The sequence below is a fragment of the Allobosea sp. LjRoot237 genome, from assembly GCF_964253285.1.
Lineage (GTDB): Bacteria > Pseudomonadota > Alphaproteobacteria > Rhizobiales > Beijerinckiaceae > Allobosea.
Window position 1 is genome coordinate 3902027 of sequence record NZ_CAXUQP020000001.1, and the last position, 11774, is coordinate 3913800.

Below are 11774 nucleotides of genomic sequence, written 5' to 3' on the forward strand. Positions count from 1 at the left end.
CGCGATGACCACCGGGACAGGCGATCACAAGAGCCGGATCGAACCGGGCATGCAGACCGATTTCAAGGAGCGGATGGATTACGGCTCCTATCTCGGTCTCGACCTGCTGCTCGCAGCGCAAAAGCCACTGAGCGATGCGCCAGACGAGCTTCTGTTCATCACCATCCACCAGGTCCAGGAGCTCTGGCTGAAACTCGCGGCGCACGAGCTCGACGGCGCCATCGCCGCGATCAAGGCCGACGAATTGCAGCCGGCCTTCAAGTCGCTGGCGCGGGTCTCGCGCATCCAGGCGCAGCTGATCAGCGCCTGGGACGTTCTCTCGACCATGACCCCGGCCGATTATCTCGCCTTCCGCGACGCGCTCGGCCAGTCCTCCGGCTTCCAGTCCCACCAGTACCGCGCCTTCGAATTCCGCCTCGGCGCCAAGGATCCGCGCATGCTGGCGATGCACAAGCATCATCCCGAGCACTACGCCCATCTGAAGGAGCTGCTGGAAGCACCGAGCCTCTATGACGAGGCCTTGCGCCTGCTGGCGCGGCGCGGCCTGCCGGTCCCGGCCGACTGCATCGATCGCGACTGGACGCAGCCGCATATCGCGAACGAGGCGGTGAAGGCGGCCTGGCTCGCGATTTACCGCGACACGCACAGCTATTTCGATCTCTACGAGCTTGCCGAGGAGCTGGTCGATGTCGAGGACCAGTTCCAGCAATGGCGCTTCCGCCACATGAAGACGGTCGAGCGCATCATCGGATTCAAGCAAGGCACCGGCGGCTCCAGCGGCGTGAAGTTCCTGCGGACCGCGCTGGAGCGCTCGTTCTTCCCGGAGCTGTGGCAGCTGCGGAGCGAGCTCTGACAGCCTCGACCGTCATTGCGAGCGAAGCGAAGCAATCCAGGAGGTCTCGCGCCGCCCCTGGATTGCTTCGTCGCTGCGCTCCTCGCAATGACGGTAGGCGTCCTTACTCGTTGTTCCCGAAGGTCATATCCCGGCGCGCCGTCAGGATGCTGATCGAGTAGCCGGCGATCACGTCGACCAGCGCCATCAGCGTGATGATCACGAAGGTGCCGGTGCCGAAGCCCGGCACGAACAGGAAGATCAGCCCGCAGGCGATGAACACAACCATGGACAGGCCGTGGTTCAGGATCGAGCTCGACTTGGCGCTGGTCGCGTTCATGATCTCGAAGAACAGCACGATGGTCGAGATCGCGAGCAGGAGCTCGCTGACCGTCAGCACGAAGGCAGTGCCGGACGGCAGGCCGATATTGAGAAGCTCGCGCGAGAGCGGCACGCCCATCGCCGCGACGGTGACGCCATAGGCGATGACCGCCAGCAGCATGAAGGGGAAGAAGCGCGCCATCGCATCACCGTTCCGTTTGCCGGCGCAGCCTGCTCTTTCGCGGCGCGTCGGGAGCCGCTAGATAACAGCCCTGCACAGAACGCGCTACGCGGCTGCCGCTGCGACAGTCCCACCGCGTTGCCCGTGCAGTTTGGAACTGGTAGAAGCACGTCATGACGACGAAACGGCAGAACAGGGGCGAAGTCCGGCGCGTAGTGCGCCGCACGCTGAATGTGCGCCGTTTTCCGACCACCCAGGGCTTCGCCGCGCTGCATGATCATGCCCGCCTGCCCTGGCGCTTCTTCGGCCGTTTCACGGCCTCGCTCGCAGCCGGCCTTACGCACGCCTGAGACCGGCCATGCGGCCGGCGACAGGCCGTTGCGATGCATGCTCGCCCCAAAGCGGGCCGCTACCCGATTTCCATACCGAAGGCGTTTGAAGCCATGACTGCGACCAAGGCCCCCACCACCCTCTACGACAAGATCTTCGAGGACCACGTCGTCGACCGCCAGGACGACGGCACCTGCCTGCTCTATATCGACCGCCACCTCGTCCACGAGGTCACCAGCCCGCAGGCCTTCGAGGGTCTGCGCATGACCGGCCGCAAGGTCCATGCGCCGCACAAGACGCTGGCCGTTGTCGACCACAACATCCCGACGACCGACCGCAGCAAGGGCATCGCCGAGGAAGAGAGCCGTATCCAGGTCGAGGCGCTGGCCAAGAACGCCAAGGAATTCGGCGTCGAGTATTTCAACGAGCTCGATATCCGCCAGGGCATCGTCCACATCGTCGGCCCCGAGCAGGGCTTCACCCTGCCCGGCACCACCATCGTCTGCGGCGACAGCCACACCTCGACGCATGGCGCCTTCGGCGCGCTGGCCCATGGCATCGGCACCTCGGAGGTCGAGCATGTGCTCGCCACCCAGACGCTGATCCAGAAGAAGGCCAGGAACATGCTGGTCCAGGTCGACGGCACGCCCGCTCCGGGCGTCGGCGCCAAGGACATCACGCTCGCCATCATCGGCGAGATCGGCACCGCCGGCGGCACCGGTTCGGTGATCGAATATGCCGGCGAAGCCATTCGCGGCCTCTCGATGGAAGGCCGCATGACGGTCTGCAACATGTCGATCGAGGGCGGAGCCCGCGCCGGCATGGTCGCGCCGGACGAGAAGGCCTACGCCTATCTGAAAGGCCGCCCGAAGGCGCCGCAGGGCGCCGCCTGGGACGAGGCGCTGCGCTACTGGGAGACGCTGCGGACCGACGAGGGCGCGCATTTCGACCGGATCGTCAGACTGGATGCCGCCAACCTGCCGCCGATCGTCTCCTGGGGTACGAGCCCCGAGGACGTGATCTCGGTGACCGGCGCCGTGCCCGACCCGGCGCTGATCGAGGACGAGACCAAGCGCAGCTCGAAGCAGCGCGCGCTCGACTATATGGGCCTGACCGCCGGCACCAAGATGACCGAGATCCCGCTCGACGTGATCTGGATCGGTTCGTGCACCAATGGCCGCATCGAGGATCTGCGCACCGTCGCCAAGATCGTCGAGGGCAAGAAGATCCATGAGAGCCTGGACTACGCCATGATCGTGCCGGGCTCCGGCCTGGTGAAGCAGCAGGCGGAGGCCGAAGGGCTCGACAAGGTCTTCCTCGCCGCCGGCTTCGAATGGCGCGAACCGGGCTGCTCGATGTGCCTCGGCATGAACCCGGACCAGCTCAAGCCGGGCCAGCGCGCCGCCTCGACCTCGAACCGCAATTTCGAGGGCCGTCAGGGCTTCAAGGGCCGCACCCATCTGGTCTCTCCGGCGATGGCGGCGGCAGCGGCGCTGATCGGCCACTTCGTCGACGTGCGCACGCTGGGCTGAAGCGGATCGTTTCGCGGGAGGACGTCATGAGCACCGATCCCCGCGAAGCCGCCCGCGCCAAGGAAGCCAAGGAAGCGCTCGATCGCGTCCGGCGCGACGATGAGAGCTTCCTCGGCTCGTCCATGGGGCGCGCGGCCGACCATTTCTCCGGCAAGGACGCGCCGGACGGCGATCAGATCGAGCTCTGGGGCCGGCGTATCGGCCGCGGGCTTTCGCTGATCGCCTTCATCGGCCTGTCTTGGTGGCTCGGGCATCAACTGAAGATCTGGTGATGGGCAGCGTTCCCTCGATCAAGACATCCGCCTCGATTGAAGGCTCGCAGGGTCTCGACTGGGACGGCGTGCGTGCGCCCTCGGCGGCCGAGTTCGAGATCCTGGCGCAGGCGGCCTATGACCGCCTGCCCGAGGATTTCCGCAAGCTCTGCGCCGACCTCGTCATCAACGTCACCGAGTTCCCCGAGGACGACGTGCTGAAGGAGCTCGAGGCCGAGAGCCCCTTCGACCTGCTCGGCCTGTTCTCAGGGATAGGCCTGCCGCAGCAGGGCTACGCCCCGCAGACCGGGCAGATGCCCAACACCATCCACCTCTATCGCCGGCCGATCCTCGACTACTGGGCCGAGCATGACGAGACGCTCGGCGCCATCGTCACCCATGTGCTCGTCCACGAGATCGGCCACCATTTCGGCTTCGACGACGACGACATGGACGCAATCGAGAAGGCGGCGGGATAAAAACGATGATCGACGAACTGATCCGCCACCTGCCTGACCTGGCTTTGGTCTTCTCGGCCTTCTTCATCGCCGTCGCCAGCCCCGGCCCGAGCAATCTCCAGGTGATGGCGACCTCGATGGAGCATGGCCGGCAGGCCGGGATGACGCTGGCGCTCGGCGTCACCACCGGCTCCCTGACCTGGGGCATCCTCGCCGCCATCGGCGTCACCGCGCTGATCGTCGCCCATCCCGGCGCGCTCTACGCCATCAAGATCATCGGCGGGCTCTATCTGCTGTTCCTGGCCTGGCGCTCGGCTCGCTCGGCCATGCAGGCGGAGATGCCGCCGCCGAAAGCCGGTCTCTCCGGCGGTCGCCTCTATCTGCGCGGCTATCTGATGCATCTCACCAATCCGAAGGCGATCCTGAGCTGGACGGCGATCATCGCGCTCGGCCTCAGGCCCGAGACGCCGGTGGTGGTGCTCTACGCCATCATCCTCGGCTGCCTGACGATCTCGCTCGCGATCAACCAGACCTATGCCTGGCTGTTCTCGACGGCGTCGATGGTGGCGGGCTACCGCAGGATCCGCCGCCGCGCCGAAGCCTGCCTCGCCGCCTTCTTCACCTTCGCCAGCTTCAAGCTCCTGACGGCGCAGCTGTAACGCGCCCCACCGCCCTATCCTGATCAGAAAAGACCTGCCGGAGTATCCGCCATGCAGCCCTTCACCACCCTGACCTCGACCCCCGCCCCGCTGAAGGTGATCAATGTCGACACCGACATGATCATCCCCAAGCAGTACCTGAAGACGATCAAGCGCACCGGGCTGGGCACCGCGCTGTTCTCGGAGATGCGCTACAAGGACGACGGCTCGGAGAACCCCGATTTCGTCCTCAACCAGCCCGCCTATCGCAAGTCGGAGATCCTGGTCGCCGGCGACAATTTCGGCTGCGGCTCATCGCGCGAGCACGCGCCCTGGGCGCTGCTCGACTTCGGCATCCGCTGCGTGATCTCCACCAGCTTCGCCGACATCTTCTACAATAACTGCTTCAAGAACGGCATCCTGCCGATCGTGGTCAGCCAGGAGGATCTGGAGAAGCTCTTCGACGACGCCGATCGCGGCTCGAACGCGACGCTGACCGTCGACCTTCAGAACCAGAGCATCAAGGGGCCGGACGGCGGCGAGATCCGCTTCGAGATCGACCCGTTCCGCAAGCACTGCCTGCTCAACGGCCTCGACGACATCGGCCTGACCATGGAGAAGTCGACCAAGATCGACGCCTATGAGCAGAAGCTGAAGGGCCGCGCCTGGGCGTGACGTTTCCTTCTCCCTTCAGGGGAGAAGGTGGCAGCGCGAAGCGCTGACGGATGAGGGAAGGGTCGCGCGAGCGGCCCTTTTCCATTCACCCGGTCGTGCCGCCCTCATCCGCCTGCCGGCACCTTCTCCCCCGTGGGGAGAAGGAAGCTAGATCACCAGCCCCTGCATCGGCGAGAGCCCACCGCTGCCGGGGAAAACCTTCTCCGCCAGCACCGGCCCCGACAATCCGAATAGGTCCGCCACCACGCCCTTGGCGACGGCGCGGATGTCGGTCGTCGGTTTCAGATCGCGCTGCTCGTGCAGTTGCTCCGGCTTGAGACCGGGCCAGTCGGCGATCATCCGCTTGCCGCGGACCGCACCGCCGACCAGGAAGGCGACCGTGCCGGTACCGTGATCGGTGCCGACCGTGCCGTTGACGCGAGCGGTGCGGCCGAACTCGGTGACGACCATCACCACCGTGTCCTTCCAGACCGGCTTGAGACCGCTTTCAAAGGTCGCGAGCGCGCCGTCGAGCCCGCCGAGCAGGGTCGCGAGACGGCCCTTGGCGCCGCCCTCGTTCGCATGCGTGTCCCAGCCCTCAAAGGCGAGCGCAGCGATGCGCGGGCCATCCTCGGCGCCGACCAGCCGCGCCGCGCCCTCGGCGATGCGCTTCATGCCCTCGGCACTATCAGGCCCGCCGCCGCCGCGCGGCTGTTCGGCGCCCTGCCGGGTCGCGATCAGCTCGGTCTCGATCGCCCGCTTCAGCACCAGCGCCAAGCCGGGATCGCGCTCGCCATAGAGATCGCCGAGGCGCTGGACGAGGTCGGCCCCGGCCCGCGCCATGCGCGGCGGCGCCCAGCCCAGCACCGGCGCCTCGCCACGCACGACGAGAGGCGGCACCACGCCGACGCCGAGCGCACCATGGCGTGAGACCGCTTCGCCCGGCGGCAGGCTGGCGATCAGCCGGTTGAGCCAGCCTGAATCGGTCTTGCCCGGCCCGCTTTGCCCGCTCTCCAGCACATCCTGCCCGTCGAAATGCGAGCGTTCGCGATAGCCGGTGGCGCTGGCATGGACGATCGTCGCCTGTCCGCCGGCATAGAGCCGCGCCAGATTCGGCATCGCCGGATGCAGATAGAAGAAGCCGTCGAGCGGCAGCGCCGCCTCCGGCCCGTCCTTGGCCAGCGCGATGCCTTCGCGCAGGTCCGCGTAACCGGGATCGCCGAGCGGCGGCACGGCCGAGAGTCCGTCGAGCGCGCCGCGCAGCACCACCAGCAGGAAGCGGGAATCGCGCGAGCCCGCCGCCGCATGGGCGAATTTCGGCATGTAGGACCAGGCGAAGAGTGCGCTGGCGGCGCCGAGCACGGCCCGGCGCGAGGGCGTCATCCGTTCGCAATCATCATCGTCGGCGGCCATGCTCACCTCCGCTGGAATTCGGGCGACATCAGCAGCAGCGCGATCGCCTGCTGCTTGCTTTCGGCGCGCGCCACCGCCTGCCTGGTCTGGGCTGAGGCGAGCGGGCCGAGCACCTCCTCGACCAGCGCACGCGGATCGGCGACCGAGCCCGCCGCCTGCCTGCCGAGCTGGGCGGCGACATCAATGCGGGTCTTGATACCCTCCGGCGTCGCCCAGGCCGCGTTGGTGTCGGGGTAGCCGTCCGGGCCGGAGGGCTGCCAGAGCGGCTGGCCCATCACACCGAGCGGCCCGGCGATCTGGCCGAAATCCGGCTTGCGGCCGAGCGCCCGGAAGGCCGCGACCAGGAATTCCTGCGGCGTGCGCAGCTTGGTCGCCGGCGCGGTCCAGGCGAGTTCCGACGTGACCAGCGCCCGCGAGAGCGCGGCGAGATCGCCGCCCGTCTCGCGGAAGATGCGGGCAAGCTCGGCGACCAGCGCCTGCGGCGGCTCATCGGCGACGAAATGGCGGGCGAGCTTGCGGGCGATGAAGGTTGCGGTGCTCGGATGGCGGGCGAGGTCGGCGAGCGCCGCCATGCCCTTTTCCTTGCCGTCCTGCCGGTAGACCTTGCCGAGCAATCTCTGGCCACCGGGATCGTGCAGGCCGGGATTGAAGGCGAAGGAGCCAGGAAAGCCGAGGCGGGCATCGCGCCCCACCACCGTCCAGCCGGTGATGATCCGCGCCAGGCTGGTGACATCCGTCTGCGTATAGCCGCCGGAAACGCCGAGCGTGTGCAGCTCCATGATCTCGCGGGCGAGGTTCTCGTTGAGGCCGCGGCCACGACGCTTGCCGGCGCGCGAATCCGGGCCGATCGAGAGCTGGTTGTCGAGGAAGTTGAGCATCGCCGGATGGCTCTCGACCGCGATCAAGAGGTCCTCGAAGCGGCCGAAGATGTTGGGCCGGATCGCCTCGCGCTCGAAGGCGCCGGCCATGGCGCGCACGAAATTGCCCTTGGCGACCGAGACGCAGAAATGGTTCGACCAGAATTGGACGAGCCGCTCGGCGAAGCCGGTCTGCGCCTCAAGCGCCAAATGCACCCGCGCGATCGCCTCCTCGCGATAGATCCTCTGCGGAAAGGGCGGCTCGGCCGGGCGTGGCGGCGTCATCTGGCCTTGCGGCTGGCCAGGGGTTGGCGGCGCGGCGGCGACCTGCACGCCCTGCCCCGGGCCCATCTGCCCGGCGACGCGGCGCGATTCCCGCGCCGCTCGTTCCTCATCCTCGAAGGCATAGAGCGCCCGGCCGATCGGAGCGGCGCCGGAAAAGCTGACGCTCGGCTGCGGTGCGCCTTCGCTGCGGATATCGGCGAGCAGGCGCTCGCTGATATCCTCGGCATCCCCAGCCTGACCCGGCTTCGACCCAAGACCGAAGCGTCGCAGCACCAGCCTCTTCATGTGCGGGTCGGACCGATCCGCCATGCTCTTGCCTCCGCCGTCTGCGTCGCCGATCGCAAGGTCCACTGCAACTATGGCGAAAGCCCGGCCGCCCCGCCAGCTGTTCCTCAGATGGAAAGGCCGCCGCTCCTCGCGGAACGGCGGCCTCCCGCAAATCGGACGATGCGATCGGCTCACATCGCCGGCAACGCCGCGACATCACGTACCGGCGCGCCCAGCCCGCTGATCTTGCCGACCATCGCGGCCTTGCCCGAGGTCAGATCGATCTTGTAGAGGCCGCCATCGGCGACCAGCCAGCCAGTGTTGGTGCCGTCGGCGGCCGTCTCGATGTCGAAGGCGATCGCCTTGACGGTGACGCCGAGCTTGCCGATGGCGCCGAGCACGCCGTCATTCGGCGGCGCCTGCTTCAAGAGCCCGCCGATCTTGCCGTCGATGTCGTAGAGCGCCGTCTCCTTGGTGCCCTTGACCGAGTTGCTGTAGGCGCCGGCGACGACCATCGGCGTCTCGCCCTTGTGCATGTCGGTCTCGGCGAATTTCAGCTTGCCGTCGACCGTGGTCTTGCCGTCGTCGACGTTGACGCGGAGATTGGTGCCGTCCGAGCCGATGACGCGCAAGCGATCGGCGGCCGGGTTGAAGTCGACCGTCGCCATGGTGCCGGCAGAGAGCACCGTGTCCATCTTCGACTTCATCGTCGCCTTGCCGGCCTTGTCGACCGTGTAGATCGTGCCGTCGACGCCAAGCGCATAGAGCATGCCGTCGGCCGGGCGGACATCGATGCCGGCGATCTTGCCGGCGATACCGCTGACCTTCATCGACTTGCCGGCCTTCTGGGTGGCGGTGTCGACCATGGTGAGCGTATCGTCGCCGGTCAGCACCGCGACCATGCCGGCCTGGGCTGCGGTCGCCGCAGCGAAGGCCGTGGCGAGAATGGTGGATGCGAGAAGCAGGTTGCGAGCCTTGGTCATTGGATGTCCTCCGGTTCGTGTCGCGATCTCAAAAAGGGGTCGGCCAGCGCCTGCTTTGGCGCGGTACCCATGGCGGATAGCGATGGGCTCCCGGACCGGATGCGGACGAAAAAATAAAAGACCACCGCTGCATCCGAAGTAGCCGGAGCGGCGTAAGAATGAGCCTGCCTCGCACGGGGAGGCAGGCGGCTGGAGAGAGGGATGGCAACGCACGCAACGCAGCCGCGGCATGAAGGCGAGATCGAAACCGCGCTGCTCGCCTGCGCTGCCGGCGATAAATCAGCGCTCAAGCGCATCTACGAGGCGGAGTCGCCGCGTATGCTCGGTGTGGCGCAGCGTCTTCTGAAGCGCCGGGCCCTGGCGGAGGAAGCGGTGCAGGATGCGTTCGTGCTGATCTGGAGGCATGCGGCCCGTTTCGACCCGGAGCGCGGAGCTGGACTGACCTGGATCTACGCCATCCTGCGCAACCGCTCGCTCTCGATCCTGCGCGACGAGAAGCGCACCGAGACAAGCGACACGCCGATCGCGGAGGAAACGGCAAGCGAAGAGGATGATCCGGAGACCGTGATGTCGAAACTCTCCGACGCCACGGCGTTGCGCGCCTGCCTCGAGATGCTGCCGCCGCAGCGGCGCGGCCTGGTGCTGCTCGCCTTTGTCCAGGGGCTGACCCATGGCGAGATCGCCGGGCGCCTGAAGCTGCCGCTCGGCACGGTCAAGTCCTGGATCCGCCGCTCGCTGCTCTCGCTGAAGGAGTGCCTCGGATGAGCGCTCTGCAGGATGCTCCCCTGACACCGCAGGAGCGCGACGCGCTAGCCGGAGAATATGTGCTCGGCCTGCTCGAAGGCGCCGAGTTTGTGACGGCCGAGCGCCGTCTCGATACCGATGGCGATTTCGCCGCTTCGGTCGAACGCTGGCGCCGGCACTTTTCCGCGATTGACGCCACCGCTCCACCAATGACACCTTCCCCCGGCCTGTGGGACCGGATCGAAGCCAATCTGACCACGACCGGGGTGTCGGCCAGGCTTGCGCCGGCGTCGGTCTCGGCACCGAGCCGCCTTGCCGAGTGGTGGAATAGCCTCTTCGTCTGGCGCGGCGCTGCCTTCGCCGGCGCGCTGGCGACCATCCTGCTGGCAGCCGGCCTCATCAGTGCGCTCGACCGCGCCGGCCGCCAGCCGCTGATGGTTGCGGTGCTTCTGACCGACAACAACGCCGCCGCCGCCGTGGTGCATACCTTCGCCGACGGGCGCGTCGAGATGCTGCCTCTGCAGAGCATCGACGTGCCGGCCGGCAAGGCGCTGGAGATCTGGACGTTGTGGGATCGCGCCGTCGGCCCGCGCTCGGTCGGCCTGATCGACCGCGCCCGCTCGACGCCGCTGCGGCTCGACAACCTGCCGCTCGGCAAGGATCAGCTCTTCGAGATCACGCTGGAACCCGCAACCGGCTCCCCGACCGGCCGGCCAACTGGCCCGATTATCGCCAAGGGCACGACCTCGCAGAGGCTGTGAGGCGGAAGGCAGGGCTGGCGAGTTAGACCTCGCCAGTGCCGCCTATTGCAGGTCGACGAAGGCAGCCTTCAGGCGCTCGGCGGCCTCGATCACGACGGAGCGCTGGGTCGCGAGGTTGAAGCGCAGGAAGCTGTCGCCGCCAGCGCCGAAGCTCGTACCGTGGTTCACCGCGATCTTCGCCTGCTTCTCGACGCGGGCAACGAACTCCTTGGCGTCCATCCCGGTGCCGGCGAAATCGACCCAGGCGAGATAGGTCGATTCCAGCGGCATCGAGCGGATACCGGGAATGCTGCCGACCGCCTCGTCGAAGAGCCGGCGGTTGCCGTCGAGATAGGCGACCAGGGAGTCGACCCAGGCGGCTCCTTCCGGGCTGTAGGCGGCCGTCGACATCTCCATGCCGAAGGAATTGGGCGAGATGCCGAGCGCGTTCATCCGGGCGCGGAACGGAGCGCGCAGCGCCTCATCGGGAATGATGACGTTGCCGATATGGGCGCCGGCGATGTTGAAGGTCTTGGTCGTCGCGGTCATCATGACCAGGCGATCGAGGATCCCCGGCGCAGCATTGGCCATGACCGTGTGCTTGTAGCCGGGCATGACCAGGTCGTGATGGATCTCGTCGGAGACCAGGATCAGGTCGTGGCGGACGCAGAAATCGGCGATCTGCTTGAGCTCACCCTGGCTCCAGACCCGCCCGCCGGGATTATGCGGCGAGCACAGGATCAGCATCCGCTCCTTGCCGGTCATCTGCGCATCCCAGGCGGGGATGTCGAGGACGTAGCGGCCGTCCTCTTGCGCGAGCTTGCATTCGACGACATTGCGGCCCGCCGCCTTAATGACGCGGGCGAAGGCATGATAGACCGGCGTCATCAGGACGACGCCGTCGCCCGGCCTGGTATAGGCGTCGACACAGAGCGCGGTACCGTTCACCAGCCCATGCGTGGTGAAGATCGCCTGCGGCTCGACCACCCAGCCATGGCGCTCCTTCATCCACCAGCGGATGGCGTCGCTGTTCGTCCGCTCGTCGCCGAAATAGCCATAGACGCCGTGAGCGGCCATCGCCTCGATCGCGGCCTGGACGCAAGCCGGCGGGCGAAAGTCCATGTCGGCAACCCACATGGCGATGCCGTCGGAGGCCGGCACGCCGTAGATGGCCTCCATCTTGTCCCATTTGGCGCAGTTGCTGCCGCGGCGGTCGATCCACAAGTCGAAGTTCTGGGCGATGTTCATGATGGCTCTCGATGCGTCGCCAGGCGGGCCGACACCATCG

The 11774-nt window shown here is 67.1% G+C and carries 14 protein-coding genes; 9 read left to right on the top strand and 5 right to left on the bottom strand.

Going from position 1 to position 11774, the window contains the following annotated elements; translation table 11 throughout:
• Positions 1 to 4 precede the first annotated feature (4 nt).
• Positions 5 to 853: a tryptophan 2,3-dioxygenase gene (gene kynA / locus ACSQ24_RS18975; protein WP_436096182.1), complete on the top strand. Its 849-nt coding sequence runs from the start codon at positions 5 to 7 to the stop codon at positions 851 to 853.
• Between the two features lie 103 nt (positions 854 to 956).
• Here the strand turns inward: kynA and ACSQ24_RS18980 are convergent, their stop codons facing one another.
• Positions 957 to 1355 (bottom strand): hypothetical protein, encoded by a 399-nt coding sequence (locus ACSQ24_RS18980; protein WP_436096183.1) that lies wholly within the window; start codon positions 1353 to 1355, stop codon positions 957 to 959.
• A gap of 152 nt (positions 1356 to 1507) precedes the next feature.
• On the opposite strand from ACSQ24_RS18980, the gene ACSQ24_RS18985 reads away from it, so the two are divergent.
• The 6 genes from ACSQ24_RS18985 (at position 1508) to leuD (ending at position 5218) form a co-directional block, all read left to right on the top strand.
• Entirely contained in the window at positions 1508 to 1684 is a 177-nt protein-coding gene (locus ACSQ24_RS18985; protein WP_436096184.1) for a hypothetical protein, read from the top strand.
• 93 nt (positions 1685 to 1777) lie between these two features.
• Positions 1778 to 3196, top strand: coding sequence for a 3-isopropylmalate dehydratase large subunit (gene leuC, locus ACSQ24_RS18990; protein ID WP_436096185.1), 1419 nt, complete (start codon positions 1778 to 1780; stop codon positions 3194 to 3196).
• Positions 3197 to 3222: 26 nt separating this feature from the next.
• On the top strand, positions 3223 to 3468 hold the full coding sequence (locus ACSQ24_RS18995) for a hypothetical protein (RefSeq protein WP_436096186.1): 246 nt from the start codon (positions 3223 to 3225) through the stop codon (positions 3466 to 3468).
• Entirely contained in the window at positions 3468 to 3926 is a 459-nt protein-coding gene (locus ACSQ24_RS19000) for a metallopeptidase family protein (protein ID WP_436096187.1), read from the top strand. The genes ACSQ24_RS18995 and ACSQ24_RS19000 overlap by 1 nt, the downstream gene beginning before the upstream one ends.
• Before the next feature lie 5 nt (positions 3927 to 3931).
• Positions 3932 to 4564 (top strand): LysE family translocator, encoded by a 633-nt coding sequence (locus ACSQ24_RS19005; RefSeq protein ID WP_436096188.1) that lies wholly within the window; start codon positions 3932 to 3934, stop codon positions 4562 to 4564.
• Between the two features lie 51 nt (positions 4565 to 4615).
• Positions 4616 to 5218: a 3-isopropylmalate dehydratase small subunit gene (gene leuD, locus ACSQ24_RS19010; protein WP_436096189.1), complete on the top strand. Its 603-nt coding sequence runs from the start codon at positions 4616 to 4618 to the stop codon at positions 5216 to 5218.
• 147 nt (positions 5219 to 5365) lie between these two features.
• Here leuD and ACSQ24_RS19015 read toward each other — a convergent pair whose 3' ends face one another.
• The 3 genes from ACSQ24_RS19015 to ACSQ24_RS19025 all read right to left on the bottom strand — a co-directional run bounded on the left by ACSQ24_RS19015 (position 5366) and on the right by ACSQ24_RS19025 (position 9002).
• Positions 5366 to 6610: a DUF1501 domain-containing protein gene (locus ACSQ24_RS19015; protein ID WP_436096190.1), complete on the bottom strand. Its 1245-nt coding sequence runs from the start codon at positions 6608 to 6610 to the stop codon at positions 5366 to 5368.
• 2 nt (positions 6611 to 6612) lie between these two features.
• Positions 6613 to 8061, bottom strand: a complete 1449-nt coding sequence (locus tag ACSQ24_RS19020) for a DUF1800 domain-containing protein (RefSeq protein WP_436096191.1) — start codon at positions 8059 to 8061, stop codon at positions 6613 to 6615.
• 149 nt (positions 8062 to 8210) lie between these two features.
• A complete protein-coding gene (locus tag ACSQ24_RS19025; protein ID WP_436096192.1) occupies positions 8211 to 9002 on the bottom strand; it encodes a DUF4394 domain-containing protein in 792 nt (263 codons plus the stop codon).
• Between the two features lie 201 nt (positions 9003 to 9203).
• Here ACSQ24_RS19025 and ACSQ24_RS19030 point away from each other — a divergent pair, with 201 nt between their 5' ends.
• Together ACSQ24_RS19030 and ACSQ24_RS19035 are read left to right on the top strand one after the other, a co-directional pair.
• A complete protein-coding gene (locus tag ACSQ24_RS19030) occupies positions 9204 to 9767 on the top strand; it encodes a sigma-70 family RNA polymerase sigma factor (protein ID WP_436096193.1) in 564 nt (187 codons plus the stop codon).
• Positions 9764 to 10507 (top strand): anti-sigma factor, encoded by a 744-nt coding sequence (locus ACSQ24_RS19035; protein WP_436096194.1) that lies wholly within the window; start codon positions 9764 to 9766, stop codon positions 10505 to 10507. Before ACSQ24_RS19030 ends, ACSQ24_RS19035 begins: the two co-directional genes overlap by 4 nt.
• A gap of 42 nt (positions 10508 to 10549) precedes the next feature.
• On the opposite strand, the gene ACSQ24_RS19040 is transcribed toward ACSQ24_RS19035, so the two are convergent.
• Positions 10550 to 11734 (bottom strand): MalY/PatB family protein, encoded by a 1185-nt coding sequence (locus ACSQ24_RS19040; protein ID WP_436096195.1) that lies wholly within the window; start codon positions 11732 to 11734, stop codon positions 10550 to 10552.
• Positions 11735 to 11774 lie beyond the last annotated feature (40 nt).

Excerpts from the sequence above, each read along its gene's own strand:
- kynA (WP_436096182.1), top strand. The coding sequence starts at position 5 with ATGACCACCGGGACAGGCGATCACAAGAGCCGGATCGAACCGGGCATG.
- ACSQ24_RS18980 (WP_436096183.1), bottom strand. The coding sequence starts at position 1,355 with ATGGCGCGCTTCTTCCCCTTCATGCTGCTGGCGGTCATCGCCTATGGC.
- ACSQ24_RS18985 (WP_436096184.1), top strand. The coding sequence starts at position 1,508 with ATGACGACGAAACGGCAGAACAGGGGCGAAGTCCGGCGCGTAGTGCGC.
- leuC (WP_436096185.1), top strand. The coding sequence starts at position 1,778 with ATGACTGCGACCAAGGCCCCCACCACCCTCTACGACAAGATCTTCGAG.
- ACSQ24_RS18995 (WP_436096186.1), top strand. The coding sequence starts at position 3,223 with ATGAGCACCGATCCCCGCGAAGCCGCCCGCGCCAAGGAAGCCAAGGAA.
- ACSQ24_RS19000 (WP_436096187.1), top strand. The coding sequence starts at position 3,468 with ATGGGCAGCGTTCCCTCGATCAAGACATCCGCCTCGATTGAAGGCTCG.
- ACSQ24_RS19005 (WP_436096188.1), top strand. The coding sequence starts at position 3,932 with ATGATCGACGAACTGATCCGCCACCTGCCTGACCTGGCTTTGGTCTTC.
- leuD (WP_436096189.1), top strand. The coding sequence starts at position 4,616 with ATGCAGCCCTTCACCACCCTGACCTCGACCCCCGCCCCGCTGAAGGTG.
- ACSQ24_RS19015 (WP_436096190.1), bottom strand. The coding sequence starts at position 6,610 with ATGGCCGCCGACGATGATGATTGCGAACGGATGACGCCCTCGCGCCGG.
- ACSQ24_RS19020 (WP_436096191.1), bottom strand. The coding sequence starts at position 8,061 with ATGGCGGATCGGTCCGACCCGCACATGAAGAGGCTGGTGCTGCGACGC.
- ACSQ24_RS19025 (WP_436096192.1), bottom strand. The coding sequence starts at position 9,002 with ATGACCAAGGCTCGCAACCTGCTTCTCGCATCCACCATTCTCGCCACG.
- ACSQ24_RS19030 (WP_436096193.1), top strand. The coding sequence starts at position 9,204 with ATGGCAACGCACGCAACGCAGCCGCGGCATGAAGGCGAGATCGAAACC.
- ACSQ24_RS19035 (WP_436096194.1), top strand. The coding sequence starts at position 9,764 with ATGAGCGCTCTGCAGGATGCTCCCCTGACACCGCAGGAGCGCGACGCG.
- ACSQ24_RS19040 (WP_436096195.1), bottom strand. The coding sequence starts at position 11,734 with ATGAACATCGCCCAGAACTTCGACTTGTGGATCGACCGCCGCGGCAGC.